At 72.1% G+C, this 25,888-nt stretch carries 21 protein-coding genes; 6 read left to right on the top strand and 15 right to left on the bottom strand.

Annotated features, from left to right (window positions below):
- Nucleotides 1–21: 21 nt before the first annotated feature.
- From HZZ00_RS27155 to HZZ00_RS27165, 3 genes are read right to left on the bottom strand one after another with little or no spacing between them, the layout of a single operon-like run.
- Nucleotides 22–660 carry an LUD domain-containing protein gene (locus HZZ00_RS27155; RefSeq protein WP_180328909.1) on the bottom strand — a complete coding sequence of 213 codons (639 nt, stop codon included), beginning with the start codon at nucleotides 658–660 and terminating at the stop codon, nucleotides 22–24.
- Entirely contained in the window at nucleotides 657–2,225 is a 1,569-nt protein-coding gene (locus HZZ00_RS27160; protein ID WP_180328910.1) for a LutB/LldF family L-lactate oxidation iron-sulfur protein, read from the bottom strand. Before HZZ00_RS27160 ends, HZZ00_RS27155 begins: the two co-directional genes overlap by 4 nt.
- Nucleotides 2,222–2,998: a (Fe-S)-binding protein gene (locus tag HZZ00_RS27165; protein ID WP_180328911.1), complete on the bottom strand. Its 777-nt coding sequence runs from the start codon at nucleotides 2,996–2,998 to the stop codon at nucleotides 2,222–2,224. The genes HZZ00_RS27160 and HZZ00_RS27165 overlap by 4 nt, the downstream gene beginning before the upstream one ends.
- A gap of 281 nt (nucleotides 2,999–3,279) precedes the next feature.
- Here HZZ00_RS27165 and HZZ00_RS27170 point away from each other — a divergent pair, with 281 nt between their 5' ends.
- Entirely contained in the window at nucleotides 3,280–4,950 is a 1,671-nt protein-coding gene (locus HZZ00_RS27170; RefSeq protein ID WP_180328912.1) for an L-lactate permease, read from the top strand.
- Nucleotides 4,951–5,002: 52 nt separating this feature from the next.
- Here the strand turns inward: HZZ00_RS27170 and HZZ00_RS27175 are convergent, their stop codons facing one another.
- Nucleotides 5,003–5,728, bottom strand: a complete 726-nt coding sequence (locus HZZ00_RS27175; protein ID WP_180328913.1) for a FadR/GntR family transcriptional regulator — start codon at nucleotides 5,726–5,728, stop codon at nucleotides 5,003–5,005.
- Nucleotides 5,729–5,904: 176 nt separating this feature from the next.
- Between HZZ00_RS27175 and HZZ00_RS27180 the strand changes: the two genes are divergently transcribed.
- Nucleotides 5,905–8,640, top strand: a complete 2,736-nt coding sequence (locus tag HZZ00_RS27180; protein WP_180328914.1) for a SpoIIE family protein phosphatase/ATP-binding protein — start codon at nucleotides 5,905–5,907, stop codon at nucleotides 8,638–8,640.
- 66 nt (nucleotides 8,641–8,706) lie between these two features.
- On the opposite strand, the gene acnA is transcribed toward HZZ00_RS27180, so the two are convergent.
- Nucleotides 8,707–11,424 carry an aconitate hydratase AcnA gene (gene acnA / locus HZZ00_RS27185; RefSeq protein WP_306856123.1) on the bottom strand — a complete coding sequence of 906 codons (2,718 nt, stop codon included), beginning with the start codon at nucleotides 11,422–11,424 and terminating at the stop codon, nucleotides 8,707–8,709.
- 278 nt (nucleotides 11,425–11,702) lie between these two features.
- On the opposite strand from acnA, the gene HZZ00_RS27190 reads away from it, so the two are divergent.
- Nucleotides 11,703–12,632 carry a DUF4232 domain-containing protein gene (locus HZZ00_RS27190; protein WP_180328916.1) on the top strand — a complete coding sequence of 310 codons (930 nt, stop codon included), beginning with the start codon at nucleotides 11,703–11,705 and terminating at the stop codon, nucleotides 12,630–12,632.
- 22 nt (nucleotides 12,633–12,654) lie between these two features.
- Here the strand turns inward: HZZ00_RS27190 and HZZ00_RS27195 are convergent, their stop codons facing one another.
- Nucleotides 12,655–13,128 carry a rhodanese-like domain-containing protein gene (locus HZZ00_RS27195; RefSeq protein WP_257585411.1) on the bottom strand — a complete coding sequence of 158 codons (474 nt, stop codon included), beginning with the start codon at nucleotides 13,126–13,128 and terminating at the stop codon, nucleotides 12,655–12,657.
- A gap of 143 nt (nucleotides 13,129–13,271) precedes the next feature.
- Between HZZ00_RS27195 and HZZ00_RS27200 the strand changes: the two genes are divergently transcribed.
- Together HZZ00_RS27200 and HZZ00_RS27205 are read left to right on the top strand one after the other, a co-directional pair.
- A complete protein-coding gene (locus HZZ00_RS27200) occupies nucleotides 13,272–13,718 on the top strand; it encodes an Lrp/AsnC family transcriptional regulator (RefSeq protein ID WP_180328918.1) in 447 nt (148 codons plus the stop codon).
- Between the two features lie 136 nt (nucleotides 13,719–13,854).
- Nucleotides 13,855–15,384 (top strand): UDP-N-acetylglucosamine 1-carboxyvinyltransferase, encoded by a 1,530-nt coding sequence (locus tag HZZ00_RS27205; RefSeq protein ID WP_180328919.1) that lies wholly within the window; start codon nucleotides 13,855–13,857, stop codon nucleotides 15,382–15,384.
- A 174-nt stretch (nucleotides 15,385–15,558) separates the two neighbouring features.
- Here the strand turns inward: HZZ00_RS27205 and HZZ00_RS27210 are convergent, their stop codons facing one another.
- Together HZZ00_RS27210 and HZZ00_RS27215 are read right to left on the bottom strand one after the other, a co-directional pair.
- Nucleotides 15,559–16,434 carry a hypothetical protein gene (locus HZZ00_RS27210; protein ID WP_180328920.1) on the bottom strand — a complete coding sequence of 292 codons (876 nt, stop codon included), beginning with the start codon at nucleotides 16,432–16,434 and terminating at the stop codon, nucleotides 15,559–15,561.
- A gap of 316 nt (nucleotides 16,435–16,750) precedes the next feature.
- Nucleotides 16,751–17,371 (bottom strand): TetR/AcrR family transcriptional regulator, encoded by a 621-nt coding sequence (locus HZZ00_RS27215; RefSeq protein ID WP_180328921.1) that lies wholly within the window; start codon nucleotides 17,369–17,371, stop codon nucleotides 16,751–16,753.
- A 124-nt stretch (nucleotides 17,372–17,495) separates the two neighbouring features.
- Here HZZ00_RS27215 and HZZ00_RS27220 point away from each other — a divergent pair, with 124 nt between their 5' ends.
- Entirely contained in the window at nucleotides 17,496–18,986 is a 1,491-nt protein-coding gene (locus HZZ00_RS27220; RefSeq protein ID WP_180328922.1) for an amidase, read from the top strand.
- Here HZZ00_RS27220 and HZZ00_RS27225 read toward each other — a convergent pair.
- The 7 genes from HZZ00_RS27225 to HZZ00_RS27255 form a co-directional block, all read right to left on the bottom strand.
- Complete coding sequence (locus HZZ00_RS27225; protein WP_180328923.1) at nucleotides 18,941–19,486, bottom strand: DUF4234 domain-containing protein; 546 nt, start codon at nucleotides 19,484–19,486, stop codon at nucleotides 18,941–18,943. The two genes, HZZ00_RS27220 and HZZ00_RS27225, sit on opposite strands and share 46 nt — an antisense overlap.
- 37 nt (nucleotides 19,487–19,523) lie before the next feature.
- Nucleotides 19,524–20,525, bottom strand: a complete 1,002-nt coding sequence (locus HZZ00_RS27230; protein WP_257585412.1) for a phosphotransferase — start codon at nucleotides 20,523–20,525, stop codon at nucleotides 19,524–19,526.
- An 82-nt stretch (nucleotides 20,526–20,607) separates the two neighbouring features.
- Nucleotides 20,608–21,783 carry an MFS transporter gene (locus HZZ00_RS27235; RefSeq protein WP_180328924.1) on the bottom strand — a complete coding sequence of 392 codons (1,176 nt, stop codon included), beginning with the start codon at nucleotides 21,781–21,783 and terminating at the stop codon, nucleotides 20,608–20,610.
- Nucleotides 21,783–22,316, bottom strand: a complete 534-nt coding sequence (locus HZZ00_RS27240; protein WP_180328925.1) for a GNAT family N-acetyltransferase — start codon at nucleotides 22,314–22,316, stop codon at nucleotides 21,783–21,785. The genes HZZ00_RS27235 and HZZ00_RS27240 overlap by 1 nt, the downstream gene beginning before the upstream one ends.
- Before the next feature lies 1 nt (nucleotide 22,317).
- Nucleotides 22,318–23,580, bottom strand: a complete 1,263-nt coding sequence (locus tag HZZ00_RS27245) for a type III PLP-dependent enzyme (protein WP_180328926.1) — start codon at nucleotides 23,578–23,580, stop codon at nucleotides 22,318–22,320.
- Nucleotides 23,577–24,860, bottom strand: coding sequence for a DUF6271 family protein (locus HZZ00_RS27250; protein WP_180328927.1), 1,284 nt, complete (start codon nucleotides 24,858–24,860; stop codon nucleotides 23,577–23,579). The genes HZZ00_RS27245 and HZZ00_RS27250 overlap by 4 nt, the downstream gene beginning before the upstream one ends.
- Nucleotides 24,857–25,888: a phytanoyl-CoA dioxygenase family protein gene (locus tag HZZ00_RS27255; protein ID WP_180328928.1), complete on the bottom strand. Its 1,032-nt coding sequence runs from the start codon at nucleotides 25,886–25,888 to the stop codon at nucleotides 24,857–24,859. The genes HZZ00_RS27250 and HZZ00_RS27255 overlap by 4 nt, the downstream gene beginning before the upstream one ends.

Below are 25,888 nucleotides of genomic sequence, written 5' to 3' on the forward strand. Positions count from 1 at the left end.
TGCCGGCCGGTCGCCGTCCGTTCAGACGTCGGTGCAGATCACCACGTCCAGGGTGCGCGGGCCGTGCACGCCCTCGACGCGCTCCAGCTCGATGTCGGAGGTCGCCGACGGCCCGCTGATCAGCGTCGTGGGCCGCTCCGGGACCAGCCGGGCCACCGCCTCCGGCACGCCGACCACCACCGAGGAGAGGTCGACGACGCAGAGGTGCAGGTCCGGCACCAGCGACAGCGCGCGCCGGCCCTGGTCCGGGGAGCCGTCCAGGAAGATGGTGCCGGTCTCCGCGCAGGTCACCGCGGACGCGGTGACCACTCCGTCGAGCGCGGCCAGCCGGGGTGCGGGTACGTCGGCGCGGTCGCGCTCGACCTCGCCGTCGTAGCGGGCGAGCCAGGCGTCGTCGAGGCCGGCGGGCACGCCGATCCGGCGGGCGCCGCGCTCGCGGAGCGCCTCGGCGATCACCTCGGCGGTGCGGTCGGCGGTGCAGGTGCGCACCGTCGCCTTGTAGTCGACCAGGCGGTCCACCAGGAGGTCGAGCCGTTCGGGGCCGGGCAGGGTCCGGCCGGTGCGGTAAGCGCGCGGCACCGCCGGGGCCGGCCCCGGCCCGGACAGGGTCAGGGCGTCCCGGATGCGGCCGAGCACCGTCTCGCGTGCGGTCGTGGTCATCGGTTCCCCTCCTCGTGGGAGTCGTGCCGGGCGGTGTCGTTCCCGGGCCGGGCGCCCTCCTCGGCCGCCGCGCGCAGGGCGGCCGCGCCCTCGGCGGAGGCCAGCCAGGAGCGGAAGGTCCGGCGGGGCGGGGCCGGGAGGTCCCGGGTGTCGGTCCAGCCGTCGAAGGGGGCCGGGAGGCGCGAGATCTTCCGGTCGCGTCCGGCCACCACCCGGCCGCCCGCCCCGGCCGCCTTCTGCGCCGCGGTGTACAGCCCGGGTCGGCTCATCACCGTCGCGGCCGTCCTCATCACCAGCTTCTCGGCGGTGGCGCCGGCCTGCTCGGTGTGCTGGTGCCGCAGCTCGACCAGGAGCGACGGGATGTCGATCTTCACCGGGCAGGCGTCGAAGCAGGCGCCGCACAGGCTGGAGGCGTACGGCAGCGAGCCGTTGGGATCGTTCTTCGCGGCGTCCATGCCGGCCAGCTGCGGGGTGAGCACGGCACCGATGGGGCCGGGGTACGTGGAGCCGTAGGCGTGGCCGCCGGCCCGTTCGTACACCGGGCAGACGTTGAGGCAGGCCGAGCAGCGGATGCAGTGCAGGGCCTCGCGGCCGATCCGGTCGGCGAGCGCGGCGGTGCGCCCGTTGTCGAGGAGCACCAGGTGGAACTCCTGCGGCCCGTCGCCGGGGGTGACGCCGGTCCACATCGAGGTGTAGGGGTTCATCCGCTCACCGGTGGAGGACCGCGGCAGCAGCTGGAGGAAGACCTCCAGGTCCTGGTAGCGGGGCAGGACCTTCTCGATGCCCATGACGGTGATCAGCGTCTTCGGCATGGTCAGGCACATCCGGCCGTTGCCCTCGGACTCGACGACCGACAGGGTTCCGGTCTCGGCGATGCCGAAGTTGGCGCCGGAGACCGCCACCGGGACGGTCATGAACTTCTCCCGCAGGTACGCCCGCGCCGCGGCGGCGAGGTGGGCGGGCACGGAGTCCAGTTCCGGATCGACGCCGGGGATGGCGGAGCGGAAGATGTCGCGGATCTCGTCGCGGTTGCGGTGGATCGCCGGTACGAGGATGTGCGACGGCTTGTCGTGCGCGAGCTGGACGATCAGTTCGGCCAGGTCGGTCTCGTACGCGGTGACGCCCTGGCCCGCCAGGTGCTCGTTGAGGCCGGTCTCCTGGGTGGCCATCGACTTGACCTTGATGACCTCGTCACTGCCGGTCTCCTTGACCAGGCGGGTGACGATCTCGTTGGCCTCGACGCCGTCCCGCGCCCAGTGCACGGTGCCGCCGTGCTCGGTGACCTCGCGTTCCAGTTGCTCCAGGAGTTCGGGCAGCCGGTTCATGGTGTCGGCCTTGATCGCCGAACCGGCGTCGCGCAGCCGCTCCCAGTCGGGCAGTTCGGAGGTGACGGCGAGCCGCTTGGCGCGGATGGAGTGGGTCGCCTTGTGGAGGTTGCGGCGCAGCTGCCCGTTGCGCAGCTCGTCGTGGGCGGCCTTGGGGAACGTGCGCTCGCCGCGCAGGTTGCCGGTCCCGTACGGGGAGCGCGGCGGTGTGGCGGGCATGCCGAGGAATGTGCTGCTCATCGGGCGGCGGCCTCCGTCTTCGGGAACGCGTGCGGCGAGGTGCGGGTGGAGGCGAGGATCTGCGCCAGGTGCAGGGTGCGGGTGCCGGCCTGGATGCGGGAGAGGCCGCCGCCGATGTGCATCAGGCAGGACGAGTCGCCGGCCGTGCAGGCGTCCGCCCCGGTGGCCAGGACGTTGCGCACCTTGTCCTGGAGCATGGCGCCGGACGTGTCGGCGTTCTTGACCGCGAAGGTGCCGCCGAAACCGCAGCAGGCGTCCGCCTCGGGCAGTTCCACCAGGTCGATGGAGTCCACCGCGCGCAGCAGCCGCAGCGGCTTGTCCCCCACGCGCAGCATGCGCAGCGAGTGGCAGGTCGGGTGGTAGGTGACCCGGTGGGGGAAGTAGGCGCCGACGTCGGTCACGCCGAGCACGTCGACGAGCAGCTCGGACAGCTCGTAGGTCTTGGCCCGGACGGTCGCGACGCCGTCCCGCAGCGCCGCGTCCCCGTAGCGCTCGGCCACGAGCGGGTGCTGATGGCGGACCGAGCCCGCGCACGAACCGGACGGCAGCACCACCGCGTCGATCGACGGATCGCCGAACTGCTCGGCGAACCGCCGCACCAGCGGGACGGGTTCGCGCTGGTAGCCGGTGTTGACGTGCATCTGGCCGCAACAGGTCTGCCCGGCCGGGAACACCACCTCGTGGCCGAGCCGGGCGATCAGGATCGCGGTGGCCCTGACCGCGTCGGGGAAGAGCGTGTCCCCGAGGCAGGTGGCGAAGAGTCCGATGCGCATGGCACCTCCTTGAGACAACGCTGGGACGCGAGAAAGCCGAGTACGGTCTGACCATACTAGGTCCGACCGTAAAGCTCACGGTCCAGAAATCATTCAGGACACGGTTCGGTCAGACCTTATTGACATGCGACGTCATCGATGCCCTACTGAGTGCCGTTCAGCGACGTGCGCCGTGTCACGCGCCGGCCGGCGGGGCCCGGACCGGCGTGTCCCGGCGGTGCCCGCGGCACCCCGCACCGGCGCGCAGCAGTCGCAGGAGTCGCTCATGGAGGAGCACCTACGTGACCACCGCGCCACCGGCCGTCCTCGCGGCCTACACCCCCGACACCCATGCCGTCGGGGGCAGCCTCACCGGTACGGCCCTGCTCGGGCTGGTCCCGCTGGCCGTCTTCTTCCTGCTCCTCATGGTGGCCAGGCGCTCCGCCCTGCACTCGGCGCTCGGCTCGCTGGTCGCCGCACTGCTCGTGGCGGTGCTCGGTTATGGGATGCCGGTGGGCCTGAGCGTCCTGTCCGCCACGCAGGGCCTGGTGAACGGCCTCTTCCCGATCATGCTGATCGTGGTGGCCGCCATCTGGTTCTACGAACTCACCGTCGTCAGCGGGCGGTTCGAGGATCTGCGCCGCTCCTTCAGCGCCGTGGGCCGCGGCGACCTGCGGATCCAGGCGATGCTGATCGCCTTCTGCTTCGGCGGACTGCTCGAAGCCCTCGCCGGCTTCGGCGCGCCCGTCGCCATCACGGCCGCCATGCTGATGTCCATAGGCCTGCCCAGACTCAAGGCCGCCGTGACCGTACTGGTCGCCGACACCGCTCCGGTCGCCTTCGGCGCCATGGCCATCCCCATCACCACCGGCGGCAGCCTCACCGGCATCCGGCCCGAGGACATCGCCGCGGTGGTCGGCCGCCAGACCCCGGTGCTCGCCCTCTTCGTGCCGATGCTGCTGCTCTTCCTGGTCGACGGCGTGCGCGGCTTCCGCCAGCTGTGGCCCCTCGCCCTGGTCACCGGGGGCGTCTTCGCCGTCGTCCAGTTCTGGTGCTCCCAGCACTTCGCGTACGAGCTCACCGATGTGGTCGCCTCGCTGATCGGTTTCGCCGCCGCCGTGGTGATGCTGCGCTTCTGGACCCCGCGGACCCCCGACGACCAGCGCTCGCGGGTGGAGGCCGAGCCGCTGACCGGGCGCCGCGTCACCCTGGCCGTACTGCCGTACGCCCTGGTGATCCTGATCTTCGCCGTGGCCAAGCTGACGGTGGGCGTCGACATGCCCGCCCTGCTCGGCAACGCCGCCGTCAGCTTCCACTGGCCCGGCCTGTACGGCCATCTGCTGACCGCCGCCGGCACCCCCTCGACCAGCGCCGTCTACAGCCTGGACGTGCTGGGCAACCCCGGCACCCTGCTGATCGTCGCCGGGCTGCTGGTGATGCTCGTCTACGGCCTGGCCGGCGACCGGGACCGCTTCCCGATGTCGGGCCGCATGGGCCTGGCCGCCGCGGGCAGCACCCTGCGGACCATGCGGGGCGCCATCGCCACGGTCGCCACCGTGATGTCGCTCGCCTACGTCATGAACCAGTCCGGGCAGACCGTCGCCATCGGCACCTGGCTCGCCGCGGTCGGCTCGGTCTTCGCCCTGCTGTCCCCCGCCCTGGGCTGGCTGGGCACCGCCGTGACCGGGTCCGACACCTCGGCGAACGCCCTGTTCGCCACCCTCCAGCAGAGCGCGGGCAAGGCCGCGGGCATCGACCCGACCCTGCTGGTGGCCGCGAACTCCTCGGGCGGCGTGGTCGGCAAGCTGGTCAGCCCGCAGAACCTGACGATCGCCGCGACCGCCGTGGAACAGCCCGGCTCCGAACGGGTCCTGCTGGGCAAGGTGTTCGGCTACAGCGTGGCGATGCTGGCCCTGCTCGGCGTGCTGGTCTACCTCCAGTCGACGCCGGTGCTCTCCTGGATGCTGCCCTGACGGACGCGGTGTGACGGTCCGCGGCCGGCGGCGCCCGCCTTCCCGGACCGGGTCAGTGCCCGGTGCCGACCAGTCCGCCGTGGAAGCCGCGGATGTGCTGCTCGGCCACGTCGGCGGCCTGGGCGCCCTCGCCGGCGCGCACCAGGCGCAGCATCCGCGCGTGCTCGTCGTTCAGGGCCTCGGCCGTGGCCGGCCAGTCCTCGGCCCCCTCCAGCGCCTGGAGGATCATGGGGCGCACCGACTCGCGCACGGCGGCGGTGAGGGTGGAGATGAGGTGGTTGCCGGAGGCGCGGGCGATCAGGACGTGGAAGCGCGTGTCCAGGTCGCTGAACTCCGCCGCGGTCACACCCGGCGCCCGCATCCGGTACAGGATGCGCTCCGCCTCGTCGAGGTCCTCGGCCGAGGCGTGCTCCGCGGCGGCCTCGAAGCTGTGGCGTTCCAGCGTGACCCGCGACTCCAGGACGTCCTGGAGGCTGTAGCTGCCCAGCGCCACATGGAGGCGGAGCAGCCGCCCGAGGGCGTCGTCCGGGTTCCGTACGATGCGCGCTCCGGCGTCCGGACCGCGGCCGGACTGGGCGACCAGCACGCCGATCGTCTCCAGCACCCGCAGCGCCTCGCGCAGGGCGGACCGGCTGACCCCGAGGACCGGAGCCAGCTCACGCTCCGGTGGCAGCCGGTCCCCGGCCTTGAGTTCGCCGGCCACCACCCGCTGCTCGATGCTCTCGAGCACGAGTTCGTGCGTGCGAGCCTGCCGAACGGGCTCCCACTCGACGGACATGACTACTCCCCACCTGCTCGAAGCTCCTGGAGCGACTATGTCATACCTCAAACGCGGTCGGACCGAAGCGCGCGTCCCCCGCCCGGCCCCAGGACGCCCGCCCGGCTCCCAGGACGCCTGTCCAGGTGCTGGACGGCGCATGGCCACACCATGAACTCCAGTGCTACAAATGCGGCATGTCGGACACCTCCGTTCGATCCGAGCGCCCCGGCCGGCGCTCCCTGATCGGCAAGGGCCCCCGCAGCGTCGCCGGACAGGTCTTCCTGCTCCAGGTGGCCCTCGTGGTGCTGCTGGTGGTCAGCAGCGTGATCGCGCTGTTCCTCCAGTCCGAGCGGGACACCCTCGCGGAGGCCCGGAGCCGTTCCGTCGCCGTCGCCCAGACCTTCGCGCACTCCCCCGGCGTCCTCCGGGCGCTGCGGACCCCGGACCCGTCCAAGGTGCTCCAGCCGGTCACCGAGGCCGGGCGCAAGGCGGCGGGGGTCGACTTCATCGTGGTCATGGACACACACGGGATCCGGTACACCCACCCGATGCCGAGCAAGATCGGGCAGCGGTTCGTCGGGAACATCGGGCCTTCGCTGGCGGGCCGGACGTACACCGAGAGCGTCAACGGGCCGCTCGGCCACGAGATGCAGGCCACCGTGCCCGTCGAGGACGCCCGCGGCCGGGTGACCGCCCTCGTCTCCGCCGGGCTCAAGGTCAAGAACGTCAACAGCCAGGTGGACCGGCAGATACCGATCATCCTGGGCGCCGGGGCCGGGGCGCTCGTGCTGTCGACCGGCGGGACCGCGCTGGTGGGACGGCGGCTGCGGCGCCAGACCCACAGCCTGGCCCCGGACGAGATGACGCGGATGTACGAGCATCACGACGCGGTGCTGCACTCGGTGCGCGAGGGCGTGCTGATCCTCGACGCCGGCGGCCGGCTGGTGCTCGTCAACGACGAGGGCCGGCGCCTGCTGCGGCTGCCGGCCGACGCCGAGGGGCGGCACCTGTCCGAGCTGCCCGGACTCGACCCGGAGACGGTGGAGCTGCTGGCCTCCGGGCGCGAGGCCACCGACGAGGTGCTGTTCGCCGGGGAACGGCTGCTGGCGGTCAACCAGCGGCTCACCGACCACGCGGGCGGCCCCCGCGGCACCGTGGTCACCCTGCGCGACACCACCGAGCTGCAGGCGCTGTCCGGCCGCGCGGAGGTCGCCCGGGAACGGCTGAAACTGCTCTACGACGCCGGTCTGGGCGTCGGCACCAGCCTGGACGTGCGCCGCACCGCGGAGGAGCTGGCGCGGATCGCCGTACCGCGGTTCGCCGACTTCGTCACCGTGGACCTGGACGACGGCGTGCTGCACGGGGAGGAACCGGCGCCCACCGCCGGCACCCTGCGCCGGCTGGCCGTGCACGGCGTCCGCGGGGACCACCCCCTGTACGAGAAGGACCGGCTGATCCACTTCAAGCCGTCCACGCCCCAGGCCCGCGGCTACCACACCGGCCGCTCCGAGCTGGTCCCCGACCTGTCCGCCGCCGTTGGCTGGCGGGCCCAGGACCCGGCGCGCACCCAGGCCGTCCTCGACTACGGCATCCAGTCCCTGGTCTCCGCCCCGATCCGGGCCCGCGGGGTGGTGCTGGGCATCGCCAACTTCTACCGGGCCAAGCGGGACCCCTTCGACGAGGAGGACCTGTCGCTGGCGGAGGAGCTGGTGGCCCGGGCGGCGGTGAGCGTCGACAACGCCCGCCGCTACGCCCGTGAGCACACGCTGGCGGTCACCCTCCAGCGCAGTCTGCTGCCGCGCGCGCTGCCCGAGCAGAGCGCGCTGGACGTCGCCTACCGCTATCTGCCCGCGCAGTCCGGGGTGAGCGGGGACTGGTTCGACGTCATCCCGCTGCCCGGCGGCCGGGTGGCGCTGGCCGTGGGCGACGTGGTCGGCCACGGACTGCACGCCGCCGCCACGATGGGCCGGCTGCGGACCGCGGTGCACAACTTCTCCACCCTCGACCTGCCGCCCGACGAGCTGCTGAGCCATCTGGACGACCTGGTGGGCCGCATCGACCAGGACGAGTCCGGCAGCGGGAGCGCGGCCGAGATCGTGGGCGCCACCTGCCTGTACGCGATCTACGATCCGGTGACCCGTCGGTGCGCCATGGCCCGCGCGGGGCACCTGGCGCCCGCCCTGGTGCGTCCCGACGGCACCGTCACCTACCCGGAGCTGCCGGCCGGGCCGCCGCTCGGCCTCGGGGGCCTGCCGTTCCGGACGGCCGAGCTGGAGCTGGCCGAGGGCAGCCAGCTGGTGCTGTACACCGACGGCCTGATCGAGGACCGGGCCCGCGACCTGGACGAGGGCATGGAGCTGCTGCGCCGGGCACTGGCCGGCCATCCCGACCGGTCCCCGGAGGCGGGCTGCCGGGCGGTGCTGGAGGAGCTGCTGCCCGAGGGACCCAGGGACGACGTGGCCCTGCTGATCGCGCGCACCCGGGCGTTCACCCCGGACCAGGTGGCCGAGTGGGACGTGCCCGCCGATCCGGCCGCCGTGTCGGGGCTGCGGCGCGCCGTGTCCGACCGGCTCGCCCGGTGGGGCCTGGAGGAGGCGGCCTTCGGCATGGAACTGGTGCTCAGCGAGCTGGTCACCAACGCGATCCGGTACGGCTCCGAGCCGGTACGGCTGCGGCTCATCCGGGACCGGGCGCTGATCATCGAGGTGGCCGACGGGAGCAGTACCTCACCGCACCTGCGGTACGCCGCGACGACGGACGAGGGCGGCCGAGGGCTGTTCCTGGTGCAGCAGATGACCGAGCGGTGGGGGACGCGCTACTCGCCGCAGGGGAAGGTGATCTGGGCGGAGATGGCGGTGCGCCAGGGGCTGCCGGGTTTCCCGGAGGTCTCGCTGGACTCGCTCGATTCGCTGGACTCGTTCGATCTGTGAGCGCGGACGACGGAGGGCCGCACCCCCTGCCCGGGGGTGCGGCCCTCGACCGCGTCGCCCTGCCGCTTACTTGCGGATCAGGTTGCGCAGCACGTACTGCATGATGCCGCCGTTGCGGTAGTAGTCGGCCTCACCGGGGGTGTCGATGCGGACGACCGCGTCGAACTCGACACCGGTGTCGGTGGTGACCTTGACCGTGCGCGGCGTGGTGCCCTCGTTCAGCTCGGTGACGCCGGAGATGGAGAAGGTCTCCTCGCCGGTCAGGCCGAGGGACTGGGCGGAGGCACCCTCCGGGAACTGCAGCGGCAGGACGCCCATGCCGATGAGGTTCGAGCGGTGGATGCGCTCGTACGACTCGGCGATGACGGCCTTGACGCCGAGGAGCGCGGTGCCCTTGGCGGCCCAGTCGCGCGACGAGCCGGAGCCGTACTCCTTGCCGGCCAGGACGACCAGCGGGATGCCGGCGGCCTGGTAGTTCTGCGAGGCGTCGTAGATGAAGGAGACCGGGCCGCCGTCCTGCGTGAAGTCACGCGTGTAGCCGCCCTCGGTGCCCGGCGCGATCTGGTTGCGCAGGCGGATGTTGGCGAACGTACCGCGGATCATGACCTCGTGGTTGCCGCGGCGGGAGCCGTAGCTGTTGAAGTCGCGGCGCTCCACACCGTGCTCGGTGAGGTACTTGCCGGCCGGGGTGTCGGCCTTGATGGCGCCGGCCGGGGAGATGTGGTCGGTGGTGACCGAGTCGCCCAGCTTGGCCAGGACGCGGGCGCCGGCGATGTCCTCGACCGGGGCCGGGTCCATGCCCATGCCCTCGAAGTACGGGGGCTTGCGGACGTAGGTGGACTCGGTGTCCCACTCGAAGGTGTCGCCGGTCGGGACCGGGAGGGCCTGCCACTGGGCGTCGCCCGCGAAGACGTCCGAGTACGACTTCTCGAACATGTCCTCGCCGATGGCGGCCGCGACGACCTCGTTGACCTCGGCCTCGGTCGGCCAGATGTCCTTCAGGTAGACCGGGTTGCCGTCCTGGTCGGTGCCCAGGGCGTCACGGGTGATGTCCACCTTCATGGAGCCCGCGATGGAGTAGGCGACGACCAGCGGCGGGGACGCCAGGTAGTTCATCTTGACGTCGGGGTTGATGCGGCCCTCGAAGTTCCGGTTGCCGGAGAGGACCGAGGTGACCGCGAGGTCGTGGTCGTTGACGGCCTTGGAGACCTCCTCCGGCAGCGGGCCGGAGTTGCCGATGCAGGTGGTGCAGCCGTAGCCGACCAGGTTGAAGCCCAGCTTGTCCAGGTACGGCGTGAGGCCGGCCTTCTCGAAGTAGTCGGTGACGACCTTCGAGCCCGGGGCGAGGGTGGACTTGACCCACGGCTTGCGGGTCAGGCCCTTCTCGACCGCCTTCTTGGCGACCAGGGCGGCGCCGATCATGACGTACGGGTTGGACGTGTTGGTGCAGGAGGTGATGGCCGCGACGGTGACCGCACCGTGGTCCAGCTCGTAGGTGGTGCCGTCGGGGGCGGTGACGGTGACCGGCTTGGAGGGGGTGCCGTTCGGGATGGTCGACGGGGCGTCGGAGCCGGGGAAGGACTCCTTGCTGGCCTCGTACTCGTCGTTGACGTACGCGCGGACGTCCTGCTTGAACTGCTCGGCGGCGTTGGCGAGGACGATGCGGTCCTGCGGGCGCTTCGGGCCGGCGATGGAGGGGACGACCGTGGACAGGTCGAGCTCCAGCTTCTCGGAGAAGTCCGGCTCGGCCTTCGGGTCCAGCCAGAGGCCCTGCTCCTTGGCGTAGGCCTCGACGAGCGCGACCTGCTGCTCGCTGCGGCCGGTCAGGCGCAGGTAGTTGAGGGTCTCGTCGTCGATCGGGAAGATCGCGGCGGTGGAGCCGAACTCCGGCGACATGTTGCCGATGGTGGCGCGGTTGGCCAGGGAGGTGGCGGCCACGCCCTCGCCGTAGAACTCCACGAACTTGCCGACGACGCCGTGCTTGCGCAGCATCTCGGTGATGGTGAGCACGAGGTCGGTGGCGGTGGTGCCGGGCTGGAGCTCACCGGTGAGCTTGAAGCCGACGACGCGCGGGATCAGCATGGAGACCGGCTGGCCGAGCATGGCGGCCTCGGCCTCGATGCCGCCGACGCCCCAGCCGAGGACGCCGAGGCCGTTGACCATGGTGGTGTGCGAGTCGGTGCCGACCAGGGTGTCGGGGTAGGCCTTGCCGTCACGGACCATGACGACACGGGCCAGGTGCTCGATGTTCACCTGGTGCACGATGCCGGTGCCCGGCGGGACGACCTTGAACTCGTCGAAGGCGGTCTGGCCCCAGCGCAGGAACTGGTAGCGCTCCTTGTTGCGGCCGTACTCCAGCTCGACGTTCTGCTTGAACGCGTCGTTGGTGCCGAACTTGTCGGCGATGACGGAGTGGTCGATGACCAGCTCGGCCGGGGCCAGCGGGTTGATCTTGGCCGGGTCGCCGCCCAGCTCCTTGACGGCCTCGCGCATGGTGGCGAGGTCCACGACACAGGGCACGCCGGTGAAGTCCTGCATGATCACGCGGGCCGGCGTGAACTGGATCTCCTGGCTGGGCTGGGCCTGGGAGTCCCAGCCGCCGAGGGCGCGGATGTGGTCGGCGGTGATGTTCGCGCCGTCCTCGGTGCGGAGCAGGTTCTCCAGCAGGACCTTGAGGCTGTACGGCAGCCGGGCCGAGCCCTCCACCTTGTCCAGCCGGAAGATCTCGTACGACTCGTCGCCCACCTGCAGCGTGCTGCGGGCGTCGAAGCTGTTCGCCGACACGACAGTCTCCTTCATTGATGTGCGCGTACCACCGTCAATCGTGCCGCCACGCCGGCTTGGCCGGTCCAGTGAGGTCAGGCTAAGTTAGGCATGCCTTACCGGAGTGGCGACCGCGGTGCGCCTCGGCAGATATCTCGATGTCGAGATAACTCTAGTACATCGGTGGCGGATGGTCATGCCGGGCCGGGGCGCGGGCTGCCGTCCGCCCCGTCGCGCCCGCGGCCGGAACTGTGGCTTCCGCCATGGCCCGGTACCCGCGGCCCTGATGGGATGAGCCGATGCGCAGAGCCACGCCACTCCTCCCGGCCCTCGCCGTGCTGCTGCTGCTCACGGCGTGCGGATCCGAACACGCGGGCACCCCCGGCGCCGCCGCGCCCGCGTCCGGGGTCCCGGTCACCGACCCGCCGGTGGAGGGCGTCCGGATCACCTCGATCACCCTCCCCTCCGCCACGCCCGCCCCCACCCCCTCCGACCTGTTCCGGGTGCACCCCGACCCGCTCCCCGCCACCGGCGACTCCGGGATCTCGGCCGCCTACGAGGTCACCAACAGCGGCACCGAGGCACTGACGTACACGATCCTGTTCGACTTCACCACGGACGCCGGCGAGGTCATGGGCAACCGCCGCGAGACGGTGCGCTCCCTCGCCCCCGGCGCCACCCGGCGCGGCACGGTCCGGCTGGGCGCGCCCGCCCCCGGTTCCTCCCGGGTGAGCCGCGTCAAGGTCGCCCAGGTGACCCGGGTGCCCGCCGCCGAGGCGCCACCCGCCCCCGGCCAGTGCCCGCCCTCCGGCATCCGGCTCACGGCCGACGCCGGCGACGCCGCGATGGGACTGCGCGTGGTGGGCCTGCGCCTGGAGAACTGCGGGAAGCGGGACTACGCGCTCGACGGCTATCCGCTGCTCGAACCGCTGGACGAGGACCTGGCGCCCGTCCGGGGCGTGCGGATCGTGCACGGCGGCGGGGGCGTCGGCACCGACGCCCGGTTCGACGAGCCGGCCCGCCCGCTGGTCCTGAAGCCCGGCGAGAGCGCCGTCTCGGGCCTCATGTGGCGCGACACCACCGGGTTCGGCACCCCTGTGGACGTCCCGTACGTCAGGGTGCGGGCGAAGCGGGGCGCCGCGCCGGTGACCGTGACGCCCCACCTCGACCTCGGCACCACCGGCAAGCTGGCCGTCCGCGCCTGGGCCCGGCCGCCGGCGCGGGACTGAGGCCGGCGGCGGTCGGGCGGCGTCAGCAGCCGCAGGCGGCCGCGGCCGGGGCGGTGAGGGGGTCGGCGGCGGGGTGCTGCGGACCGTGGGCGGTGTCGTAGGCGAACCCCTCGCGCACCCAGTACTCGAATCCGCCGAGCATCTCCTTGACCTGGTAGCCGAGTTCGGCGAGGGCGAGGGCGGCGCGGGTGGCGCCGTTGCAGCCGGGGCCCCAGCAGTAGGTGACGACGGGGACGGACCGGTCGAGCAGGCCGGCGGCCCGTTCGGGGATGAGCGCGGTGGGGAGGTGGACGGCGCCGGGGATGTGCCCCTGCTCCCAGGACGGCGTGGAGCGGGAGTCGAGGAGGACGAATCCGGGGTCGCCCCCGGCGCCGAGGGCGGCGGCGACATCGGCGACGTCGGCGTGGAAACGGAGCAGGGCGCGGAAGTGGGCGGCGGCTTCGGCGGGGGCGGCGGGGGCGGTGCGCAGAACGGGGTTGGTGACGGTCGCGGGCACGGCTCGGGTCCTCTCCTGGTGCGGGGGCGAACGGCTCGATCGCCGTCCGGGCACCGAATCTATGGGCCTCGCCCGGCACTCTGAAGGCACGATCCACGGCATCCGGCGCAGGTCGGCCGGGGAATCCGTGCTATTTCTCGTCCATGACCGCGATATCCCTGGACGCCATCGACTGGCGCATTCTCGACGCCCTCCAGCGGGACGGCCGGATCAGCTTCGCCGACCTCGCGCGCACCGTCTCCATGTCGGCCAGCGCGGTCACCGAGCGCGTGCGGCGGCTGGAGGAGGCGGGGGTGATCAGCGGCTACGCGGCAGTCGTGGACCCGGCCAAGGTGGGGCTGACGATCATGGCGTTCGTGCGGCTGCGCTACCCGAACGGCCATTACAAGCCGTTCCACGACCTGGTCGCGGCGATGCCGGAGATCCTGGAGGCGCACCACGTGACGGGCGACGACTGCTTCGTCATCAAGGTGGCGGCGCGCTCGATGCGCCATCTGGAGGAGATTTCGGGCCGGATCGGCGGTCTGGGCTCCGTGACGACCAGCGTCGTCTACTCCTCCCCGCTTCCCCGGCGCCCCGTAAGCGAGTAAATCCGCCGCGAACGGCAATACGTAACGAATCGCCCACCGCCGTCGTATCCGCCCGAACCCGCAGGCCGTTGACACGCCATCACCCGAATGGACCCCCCAACGGGCACCATCTCATATCTGAGATAACCTCAACCTCATGGCAGACGACTACCTCGTACGCATCGGCAAGCTCATCCGTGACGCCCGGCAACACCGGGGCTGGACACAGACGCAGCTCGCGGAGGCGCTCGGCACCAGCCAGAGCGCGGTGAACCGCATCGAGCGCGGCAACCAGAACATCAGCCTTGAGATGATCGCGCGCATCGGTGAGGCGCTCGACAGCGAGATCGTGTCACTGGGCTATGCCGGTCCGATGCACCTGCGGGTCGTCGGCGGACGCCGGCTGTCCGGCGCCATCGACGTCAAGACGAGCAAGAACGCCTGTGTCGCCCTGCTGTGCGCCTCCCTGCTGAACAAGGGCCGCACCGTGCTGCGCCGGGTCGCGCGCATCGAGGAGGTGTACCGCCTGCTGGAGGTGCTCAACTCCATCGGCGTGCGCACCCGTTGGATCAACGACGGGGTCGACCTGGAACTGGTGCCGCCGGCCGAGCTGGAGATGACGGCGATCGACGCCGAGGCGGCCGTCCGTACCCGCTCCATCATCATGTTCCTTGGCCCGCTGCTGCACCGGATGGACCAGTTCAAGCTGCCGTACGCCGGCGGCTGCGACCTCGGCACCCGCACCATCGAGCCGCACATGATCGCACTGCGCCGGTTCGGCCTCCAGATCGCGGCGACCGAGAACCAGTACCACGCGCAGGTGGACCGCACGGTCCGCCCCGACCGCCCGATCGTGCTGACCGAGCGCGGGGACACCGTGACGGAGAACGCGCTGCTGGCCGCCGCGCGGCACGACGGCGTGACCGTCATCCGCAACGCCTCCTCCAACTACATGGTCCAGGACCTGTGTTTCTTCCTTGAGGCGCTGGGCGTGAAGGTGGAGGGCATCGGCACCACCACGCTGACCGTGCACGGCGTGCCGAACATCGACGTCGACGTCGACTACTCCCCCTCCGAGGACCCGGTCGAGGCGATGAGCCTGGTGGCCGCCGCGGTGGTCACCGAGTCCGAACTGACCGTGCGCCGCGTGCCCATCGAGTTCCTGGAGATCGAGCTGGCGGTCCTGGAGGAGATGGGCCTGGACCACGACCGCTCCCCGGAGTACTTCGCGGACAACGGCCGCACCCGCCTGGTCGACCTCACGGTCCGCCCCTCCAAGCTGGAGGCGCCGATCGACAAGATCCACCCCATGCCCTTCCCGGGCCTGAACATCGACAACGTCCCCTTCTTCGCCGCCATCGCCGCGGTCGCCTCCGGCCAGACCCTCATCCACGACTGGGTCTACGACAACCGCGCGATCTACCTCACCGACCTCAACCGCCTCGGCGGACGCCTCCAATTGCTGGACCCCCACCGCGTCCTGGTCGAGGGCCCCACCCGCTGGCGCGCCGCCGAAATGATGTGCCCCCCGGCCCTGCGCCCCGCCGTGGTCGTCCTGCTGGCGATGATGGCGGCGGAGGGTACGTCGGTGCTGCGCAACGTGTACGTCATCAACCGCGGTTACGAGGACCTCGCGGAGCGGCTGAACTCGATCGGGGCGCAGATCGAGATCTTCCGGGACATCTGAAGGTTTCGAGAGGAATAGTCACGAGAGCCCTCCTGCCCGTCCAAAAACGAGGCAGGAGGGCACAGGTAAGGCGCCTCTTGGGCTTTCCTGGGGGTTTCGGTCGGACGGCCGGGCAGCCGGGCGCGGCGGCGTTGGGGCTGTCTGTCCGGCTCGCGCTCACGACCCTCTCGGGCGTCAGGACGCGGGTTCCTCCAGCTCGACGGCAGCGGAGTCCGTGCCGTGCCGTCCAGCGTGTGCCGTGACGAAGGATTCGTGCTCGTCCACGACTTCGCCGTCCACGACGGTCCCATCCGTCCCCCGCTGCGACGGGTCAGCCAGCGGCAGGCCCGCGAGGTGCTTCTTGAGCCTCTTGGCCATCGGAAGGTAGGTCGCAAGGGTGAACCCGCCGGAGACGGCAGCCCCTACGAGAGGGATGGCCTTCGAGACGGCCTTCGCGAACGACTCCTTCGTCATCTTGACGCCGATGTAGGCCGCGACCTTCTTCACGATCGGATAGACGACGCCCTTGGTGAGCGCCTTTTGGGGCAGCTTCTTGGCGACCTGCTCCGACATCATCCCCGCGACCTTCCCCACAGCGGCGTTCGCCGACTGGGTCCCGAACATCACGCCGAAGAACAGCGTGAGCACCCCCATGGTGGCGTCGTCGACATCATCGCCCTCGTCGGAGAACAGTTCGGGCCAGCTGTAGAGATAGGCGAGCTTCTGCGCGATACGCAGCATGTGGCCGACGTACTGTGCCACGTCGGCGGGCACCGTGGCGGGAAGGGCGAGGATGCCGGGTATGCCGGCCGCGGCGGAGAGGGCACTGACCTTGGCGGTCTCGTAGCGGATCGAGTCGTTGGCCGCCCTCTCCAGAACGTCGACGGAGATACCCGCCGCCGCGGGAGTCTCTTCGATCGCTGTGCGGATCTCATCCTCGGTGCAGTGGCGCCGCAGCGCCGTCCGGAGGTAGGCCTCCCGGTGGATACGCACACCGGGGAGCTTGGCCGCCGCCAGCAGCACCGCGAAGAAGCGCGACTCGGGATTCTCGACCTCTTTACCCTGTTTCATGGCAAGAACTTACAGTCGCCGCGCGCCCCAAGGGCCTTTATGAGCAGGTTCGTTGAGACCTCGTTATGCGAGTGGCCGCGTGGCGCGGGTCGGGTCCACCGTCACCCCGATCGCCCTGCCGAGAAGGCGACCACCGTCGTGAACCGAGTGCCCTGGGGCGGACGGTGACGGCCGGGCCGGCGTATGCCGACGCCGGCATCCGGCGAGGGGAAAGCAACTTCTCGATGAAGGCCAGCGACTCGCGCGTAGTGAGTGCCTGGGCCCGAAGGAGTCTGCCGTGTCTGGGCGGTCTGTGTGAGGAGGCGGTTCGGGGCGGTCAGCCGGCGGTCGGGCCGGAGGCGTTGGTGCCGGGCCGGTCGAGTATCGCCTCGACGATCCTCATCAGCCGCTCCCCCGCCCGGTCGATGCTTCCGTTCTGCGCGCTGACCTGTGCGCCTTCGAGGACGAAAGTGAGCTCGGCCGCGGCCTGCTCGGGGTCGGGCAGCCCGGCCTGCGCGCACATGCCGACCAGCCGGCGGGTCTGACGGGCCTTGTGCCGCTCGACGACCTGCCGTGCGGGGTGGTCGCGGTCGGGCAGTTCGGCGATGGAGTTGATGAACGGGCAGCCCCGGTGGGAGATCGCGGGCAGTCCGTCGGCGATGAAGCGGGCCAGGGCCAGGATCTGCTCCCGGGGCTGCCCGGGGTGCTCGGCCTCGGCCCGGTCGAAGGCCGCCTGGTAGTCGGCGGCGACGATCCGCAGCCACTCCGCGACCAGCGCGTCCTTGGTCTCGAAGTGCCGGTAGATCGCCATCTTGGTGGTCTCGGCCTTCTCGGCGATCGCCTGGACGCCGACCCGCCGGATCCCCTCGCTCTGGAAGAGCTCTTCCGCCGCGTCGAGGATGCGTTCACGGGGCGGCAGCTTCGCCACCCTGCCCGGCCTGCTGCTGGTCGAAGCCATGACTACTCCGTGACGTCCGAGCGGTTCGCGTGTTCCTCAGCCCTGCTACGGTACCAGTCCGTCCCGCTCGATACCGATCGGTATCGCACGAGACTCACGAGTATCGCTTTGTCCGGGAGGGACAGTGAGAGTGACCGAGTACGCGAGCTACGACGCGGTCGGGCTCGCGGAGCTGGTGGCCGGGCGCGAGGTGACCCCCGCGGAACTGGAGGCGGCCGCACACGAGGCCGCGGCGGCGGTCGGTCCGCGGATCAACGCCGTCGTGGAGACGTGGCCGGCCGACGACGAGCCACGGCCCGGCAGCGCACCGCTGGCCGGGGTGCCGTTCCTGATCAAGGACATCGGGGTCGCCATGGCCGGCCGGCGGACGGAGCTGGGCAGCCGGCTGGCGGCCGGCCATGTCGCCCGGGCCGACTCCTTCCTGATGGCGCGCCTGCGCCGGGCCGGCCTCGTGACCATCGGGCGCACCGCGACGCCGGAGCTGGCGTACGACATCACGACGGAACCGGTGCTGTACGGCGCGACCCGCAACCCGTGGGATCCGACGCGCAGCGCGGGCGGTTCCAGCGGGGGCGCGGGCGCGGCCGTCGCCGCCGGGGTGGTCCCGATCGCGCACGCCACCGACGCCGCCGGCTCCCTCCGCATCCCCGCCGCCTGCAACGGGCTCTTCGGGCTGAAGCCCACCCGCGGCCGGGTCTCCATGGGGCCCGACGCCGACGAGGTCTTCAGCGGCCTGGCCGTGCAGGGCGCCGTCAGCCGCACCGTGCGCGACAGCGCGGCCCTGCTCGACGCGATCAGCGGCCCGGAGCCCGGCGATCCCTACGTCGTCCGGCAGCCGTCACGCCCGTACGCGCAGGAGGTCACCCGCCACCCGGGCCGGCTGCGCATCGGCGTGCTCGCCCAGGCCTGGGGCGGCCGCCGCACCACGCCGCCCGTGGCCGACGCTCTGTCCCGCACCGTCCGGCTGCTCGAATCCCTCGGCCACCACGTGGAGCAGGTCACGGTCGAACTCGGCGCGGACTGGGAGGAGTTCGTGCTGGCCAACGCCCGGCTGATGACGGTGAACCTGGCGGCCATGGTGGACGGGCTGGCCGCCGCCCTCGGCCGGCCCGTCGACTCCTCGACCCTGGAACCGGTGAGCCTGGCCGGCTACCGCTACGGGCAGCGGGTCGGCGGCCCCCTGTTCGCCGCCGCCCTCGCGATCCGCAACCGGGTCGCGCGGAGCCTGGCGCGTACCTTCGAGGGCCACGACATCCTGCTCACCCCGACCCTGCCGGAGCTTCCGGCGCCGCTGGGCGCCCAGGCCGAGGGCGCGCAGGCGCTGGACGGCCTCGGGTGGATCGCCCGTGTCCTCGACCGCGCGCCGTTCACCATGGCGTTCAACGTGGCGGGCACGCCCGCGATGTCCGTGCCGGTGACGGCCGATCCCGGTACGGGGCTTCCGATCGGCATGCAGTTCGCGGCCGGTCACGGCCTCGAAGGCCGGCTCTTCCGCCTCGCCGGACAGCTCGAACGGGCCGCGCCGTGGTCGGGCCGGACCCCGGCGGTGTGGGCGGGACGGCACCGGGGTCAGGCCGCGAGCGGCACCTCGGTGCCCGGGGCGACGCCCGGGTAGGCGTCGACGACCAGGTTGAGCTGGCGCTGCATGTACCAGATGTTCAGGCCGAAGACGAAGGAGAGCCAGGTGCTCACGGAGGGGCTGCACGTCACCGGCAGACCGGCCGCGCGCTGCGCGTTCGCGATGGCCTTGCCGGTGTTGTGGTAGGAGACCAGCGGAGCGATCAGGGTCCAGCTCAGGAAGAGCAGGACCAGCATGCTGCCCGCCGGGCTGAGGGTCCGGCGCCGGTCGAACTCCTGCAACTCCTTGTGGATCTTGTAGTACCACACCAGGTGGTAGATCCCGAGCGTGACGATCGGCAGGCCCAGCCACACGGCGACGGGTCCGCGGCGCTTCATCGCGAGGCCCGGCAGGCGGTGCGCGACAGGGGCGCCGGCACCCGGCGCGACCGCGCCGCCGGCCGCGAAGGGCGCGCTGTGACTGTGCTCGGCGGTGGGCTTGGTCTCGTCCCTCTCGCGTTCTCCAACGGCTTGTCGTGATGTGAGACCGAGGAGCATGACAGGAAGTGAAGGGTATGTGAAGGTAGTTGGCGATTCAATGAAGAGTCGTCATGCGTTCGTGATCCAGGGCCTTCCTCAGGTTGTGCTCCGCGATCGCCCGCATCACCGCGCGGTGGGGGAAGTCGCCGTCCAGCAGGCGCAGCGGGCCCGCGGTGAGGGAGAGGTGGTGGGCCAGGGTGTAGAAGGCGAGCCTGGGGGCGTCCAGACCGGGGGCGGACAGGGGGCCGTAGGAGTCGCCCAGCCGGATGCGGAGGTAGGCGTGTTCCCATTCGCGGTCGAAGTACATGGTGCCCTCGATGTCGATCAGGGCGGGGGTTCCCGTCGCGTCCACCAGGACGTGGTCCGGGCCCAGTTCGCCGTGGACCACCGTGTGACGGGTACGGGGGCGCACCTCGGCGGCCAGGGCGAGCAGGTGGTCCGTCAGGCGGGTCCTGGCCGCCGCGAGACGGGGCTCGCGCACGGCGGCCTCGGCCAGGTCCTGAAGGGCCCGGGCCAGAACGACCTGCTCGCAGCTCGTGCCGTGCGCGCGGCCCCCGCCGTCGACCAGGGCCACCTTGCCGTAGGCGGGGGCCCGGTGGGCGTCCATCGCCGACAGGGCGTCGCGCAGTCCGGCCATGGCCCGGGCGGCCGCCTGGGGGGCGTCGGCGAGCAGCGCCTCCAGGGTCCGGCCGCCGAGGTCCTCGACGATCGCCAGGCCCGGGCCGGTGCGGTCGAGGAGGCGGAGCGCCGGGACCCGGACGCCCAGGGCGGTCAGCCGGGTGTGGGCGGCCGCGAAGAGGTCCGGGCCGGTGCCCGGTGCGAAGGGGTCCGCCAGGTCGTCGTCGCCGGCCGTCGCGGGCCAGTAGTTCTCGCTGTCGTCCCAGACGTAGGCGATCGCCGTCGTCGCGTCGTCCATCCGCAGGCGGTAGACGCCCTTCTTGCTGCCGCCCGCCAGCCGCCGCGCCGCCTCCAGCCGGCGGCCGCCGCCGAGCGCGGAGCGCGCCGCGGCGGTCAGCCGGTGCCAGGGCAGCGGTCTGGGGGGCTCGTCCTCCGTCACCACGACGATCCTTCGGTAGAGGCGAGTTCACGATCCTTTCGGCCGACGACGCTATGCCAGGACGCGGTGCGCGCGCGAACACTTATGCGGCGGCCACCGGTCGCCCGGCCCGCCGGACGGCGCGCTCGCGCCAGGGGATCCACGCCGCGGTCAGGGTGACCGCCAGGGCCGAGGCCGCGACCACCGCCATGCCCAGGGTGAGACCGCCCGCGCCCGCCACGAAGCCGATCAGGGCGGGGCCCGCCAGCAGGCCCGTGGTGCCCATGGCGGCGACCAACGACAGCGCGTCGGAGCCGTGTTCGGCGGCGGCGACGTAGACGCACGGGGTGATGGCGGCCGCGCCCAGACCCACGCAGGCGAAGCCCAGGAGGGTCGGGACCACCCCGCCGGCCAGCAGGGCCAGGGCCAGACCGACGGCGGCCAGCGCGCTGCCGGCCCGCACCACCGGGCCGTCGCCCCAGCGGTCGCGCCAGCGGTCCGCGCGCGCCCGGGCCAGGAGCATCGTCGCGGAGACGACCGCGATGCCGAGCGGGGCCACCGTGGACGACGCCTTGACCGAGTCCTTGAGGTAGAGGGTCGACCAGTCGTTCATCGCCCCCTCCGTGATGGTGCCGAACGTCATGGCGCAGCCCATCAGGAGGGTGGTCCAGGAGGGCAGCCTGCGGCGTCTCGGCTGTTTCCCGGCGGTGGCGGGCGGCGGGGAGGTGTCGGGCAGCAGGGCCCGGCGGGCGGTCGCCGGCAGGAGGAGCAGGAGCGCTCCGGCCGCCGCGAAGTGGGCCGGCACCGACTGCGTCAGGGTGGTGACCCCCGAGGTGAGGAGGGACGCCGCGAGCAGACCCGCGCTGAACGTGGCGTGCAGCTGGGACATCGCCGTCCGGCCGTACGCCGTCTCCAGGGCCGCGCCCTGGGCGTTCATGGCGACGTTGAGACAGCCGACGGCCACGCCGTCCGCGCAGACCGCGAGGAGCGCGAGGGGGTAGTCGGGGACCACCGACAGGGCCGCCAGTACGGCGATCAGGGCCACCGCCGACCACAGGGCCAGGCGGCGCGAACCCAGGCGCCGCATCAGGACCGCGACCAGGGGGAACGCGGCCGCCGCGCCCGCTCCGCAGGCCATCAGGAGGAGACCCACTTCCCCGGCTCCCAGGTCCAGGCGGGTCTTCAGCGCGGGGAGGCGGGAGACCCAGGTGCCGTACTGGAAGCCGAGGAAGCAGAACAGTGCCGCGATCGACCACTTGGCCCGCGCGAAGGAGGGCATCAGCGGGTCCTCACCGTCTCGCGGGGCAGGAGTGCGGTGGTGGTCGCGGACATGTAGAGCGCGTCCCTGCCGTAGGCCGCCGGGACGCGGGCCTCGTGGTGGGGTTCGTAGCCGTTGCCGCGCCAGAACGTCTCCTTGCCGTCGACCGCGACCAGCGAGACGGTCTCGAAGCCCAGGGCGGCGGCCACGTCGGTCACATGGCGGGCCAGGCGGGTGCCGAGGCCCCTGCGGCGCAGGGGCGCGCTGATCACGAGGTCGTGCAGGTGGAGGTTGGTGGCGGCGCGGTGGACCGCGTGTTCCGGGCGGGTGGGGTCCGGGCAGTCGAGGTGGGGGTAGGGCAGGGCCAGGGCGTAGCCCGCGACGCGGCCGTCCGCGTCGAGGGCGAAGCAGGTGGCGGGTGAGGAGGCGGCCCGGGAGCGCAGCAGTTCCTCGCCCTCGGCGAGGGAGAGGTGCGCGTAGGCCTCGTGTTCCAGGGCCGCGAGGCGGGGCCAGTCGCGGGCCGAGATCTCCCGGATGTGTATGCGGTGTTCCATCTCAAGGCCGTTCGTCGTCTGGACGGTGGTGCGTGCGGACGCAGGAGCAGGGCAGTGGGCCGAAGCCGTTGAAGCCCCGGGTGGTGTAGCTGGTGGCGTAGGCGCCGGCGGAGAGGATCCACACCGGGTCGCCTGAGGTGACCGTCACGGGGACGCGCACCGGGTGACGGCCCTCCCCGTACGCGTCGTCGCTGTCGCACGTCGGACCGGCGACGATCGCGGGCACCGTGTCCGCCGTCCCGGGCTGGCCGGGGAAGACCATCTCGTGGGTCAGCTGGTCCATCTCGTAGAGGCCGTTGAACTTGCCGCAGCTGAGGTACAGCCAGTGCGCGTCCTCGCCGTCCGGTTGCCGGCGGCGGGTGAGGCGGGCGACATGGGCGCGGACGGCGCCGTGGTCGGCGACCAGGTGGCGGCCGGGTTCCATGACGAAGTCGACGGGGGCGAGGGCGCGCAGGCGCTCCATGCCCTCGCGGAGCACGGTGAGGATCTTGTCGAGGGGCGGGTCCAGGGGGTTGCCGTGGCGGTCCCGGTAGCCGAGTGCGGGCAGGCCGCCGCCGAGGTTGACGTGGTCGGGTGCGATCCCCCGCCCGGCCAGCGCGGTCAGGGTGTCGGCGAGCAGGTCGAAGGCCGCCTGCCAGCCCTCGGCGGTCATCTGCTGGGAGCCGACGTGGACGGAGAGACCGGCCGGGGTCAGGCCCGCCGCACGGGCGGTCTCCAGCACCCGTACGGCGTCCTCGGGGGCGCAGCCGAACTTGCGGTTCAGGCCCCACAGCGCGCCCTGCCCGCTGGTGGCGAGGCGGCAGAACACCCGGGCGCCGGGGGCGTGCCGGGCGATGGCCGTGACGTCCTCGACGCTGTCGGTGGCGAAGGTGCGCACGCCCAGCCGGTGGGCCTCGCGGATGTCCTGGTCGGACTTGACCGTGTTGCCGTAGTGGACGCGGCCGGGGCCGACGCCGGTGCGCAGGGCCTGGGCGATCTCGGCGGGGCTCGCGGCGTCGAATCCCGCGCCGCGGTCGGCGAGGCAGGTGAGGACCTCGTCCACCGGGCAGGCCTTGAGGGCGAAGCGGATCAGGGTGCCGGGCAGCTCGGCCAGCAGTGAGTCGTACTGGCCCTCGATGCCGGTGAGGTCGTAGACGATGCGGTCGGTGTCGGCGGCGGACAGGGCCGCGGTGAGCGCGCCCGCCCGGGTGCGCGGCGGGCGCTCGCGGTCCCGGGCCGGCGGCCGCGCGCCGGGCCCGGTCCCGTGCCCCTGCGGTGCGCTCATGTGCGGGCCGCCTCGATCAGTGCGGGCCAGGACTCGATCAGCCGGGCGTAGTCCTCGATGTCCGACCGTGCCTCGTCCAGCAGTGTCTCGCGCTCCTCCGCCACCAGGTCGGCGAACTCGGCGTACTTGCCGCCCAGTTTGCGGTAGGCCGTGTCCAGCCGGTCCAGGCGCCAGATGTTCTCGGTGCGGTCCAGGGCGGTGCTCTCGCGGAGGAAGGCCGTGACCGTCTCGGGCCGCAGGTGTCCGAGGTCGTCCAGGAGGGCGGTGCCCGCCCCGGTCATGCGGTCGTAGACGTGGTGGAAGTAGCGCATCGACAGCAGGAACTTCACGAAGCGGCGCTGGTAGGCGAGGAAGCCGGCGGGGGTGCGGCGTTCGGGGGTGTGGAAGTTCTCGATGTGGCGGTTGTGCAGGATGCCGGGCAGGGTCGCGTCGTGGACGAGGTGGATGAGGAAGTAGTCGCTGCCGATGGTGTCGGTGGCCGGTGGCAGCGGGACCCGTTCGTAGACCGCCCGGTCGAAGGCGATGTTGCACATGTCCACCCGCATCGGGTCGACCAGGGTGAGGATCGAACGATCGCCGGTGAAGGGGGCGGTGCCCGCGCCCGTGAAGGACTCGGCCACCAGGTCCCGGGTCCGCTCCTCCGGCCAGTCGCCGGGGGCCCAGAGGCTGACCACGTCGTGGTAGACGGCCGGGTCCAGGCTCCGTATCTCGCCGATGTCGACGGAGAGTTCGCCGATGAAGGAGGCGCCCACCATGGACACCGGGTGGTGGGCGTGGGCCGGGTCGAGGTCGGTGCGCAGACCGGCGGCCGTGGCCTCGGCGGCGGGGCGGCCCAGCCAGGGCAGCTCGTGGTGGACGGGGAACACCGGTTGTCCGGCGTGGAGTTGGTAGGTGCTGTCGGAGTCCCTGCGGTGCACGGAGTCGCAGCCGAGGGCGGCCGCGAACAGGAAGGCGCGGTTGGTGCAGGCGCCGTAGGAGACGGTGGGCGGGAGCATCAGGGGCAGCAGGCGGGAGGGCAGGCCCGCCTTGTCGATCAGCTCGCCGAGCCGGGCGCGCTGCTCGGTCTCGTCCAGGTGGTGGACCGTGACGCGCGGCCGCTCGGGCAGTGCGGCGATCGCGCTCAGGTGGTCGGCCCGGGTGCGCTCGTCGGCGGAGTCGAGGATCAGCAGTTGGACGTCGGCGCCGAAATGCCGTGCGGCGTGGTCGGCTTCGGCGTGCAGGGCGGTGATCGTCGTCGGGCAGGCCCGGTTGGTGGGCAGGCAGAGGCAGATCCGGTTCACTGTGCGTCGTCCCCGTTGGTCCAGGAGTCGAGGCCGAGCAGCTTGCGCCCGAGCCCGGTCAGTTCGGCGGGCCCGTAGCGCAGGGCCTCCGGCCGGCGGGCGTCACCGAGCAGGGTGGCGTTCCAGTCGGGGGTGGCGAGGGTGCGCCAGGAGTGCACGCGGGAGTCGCGCAGGGCGGTGTGCTCCTCCAGGGCGGGCATCATCGACAGGTACTGCACGGCCCGGACACCGTTGTCAGAGCGGTTCGGGGCGACGCCGTGCGCGAGCAGGCCGTTGAAGATCAGCAGGTCGCCGGCCTGGAGGTCGGGGCGGACCACGGGGAACTCGGCGCGGTCGGCGTTCGGGCGGATGGGGTCGCGGCCCGGTGGCTGGGCGACGCGCCATTCCTCGAAGCGCCGGAAGAGTTCCGGGGCGCACTGGAAGCCGCCGAGTTCGGGGCGGGTGTCGTTGAGGGCGATGATGCCCTGTACGCGCTGGGGCAGCACGGCGAGGGTGCTGTCGACGTCCCAGTGCAGTTCGATGTCGAAGCCCTCGTCGGTGGGGTCGATCAGGGCGCGCGAACGGGTGTGCCTGTTGGGCGGGTTGAGGTTGAGGCGGTCGAGGGTGACCCACAGCTCCTCGCAGTCCCAGACGTCCACGAAGGCGTCGTGGACCCGCTGGGTCTGGCGGCTGTTCCAGATGAGCTGGTGGTGGTACGCCTCGACGAAGCCGTAGATGAACAGGTGCTGGTCGAGTTCGGAGCGGAACTCCGGCTCCTCGTACCAGGTGTCCGGCCGGTCGGGGTCGAGGCCCTGGAACTGCCAGGCGAAGTCGAGGAGTTGTTTGGCCTCGCCGGGGGTGATGGCCTCGCGGACGACGACGTAGCCGTACGTCTGCCAGAAGGCGAAGTCCTCTTCGGAGAGCACCCTGAGCGGGAGGGACTTCTGGATGTCGCGCAGAGGGGTCGGGGCGAGGTAGGTCTCCCCGTCGGCGCTGAAGTAGGGGCGGTGGGACGCCGCGCGGTGGAGATAGGGGGCGGGTGTCTGCAT

The sequence above is a fragment of the Streptomyces sp. NEAU-sy36 genome (assembly GCF_013423905.1).
Classification (GTDB): domain Bacteria; phylum Actinomycetota; class Actinomycetes; order Streptomycetales; family Streptomycetaceae; genus Streptomyces; species Streptomyces misionensis.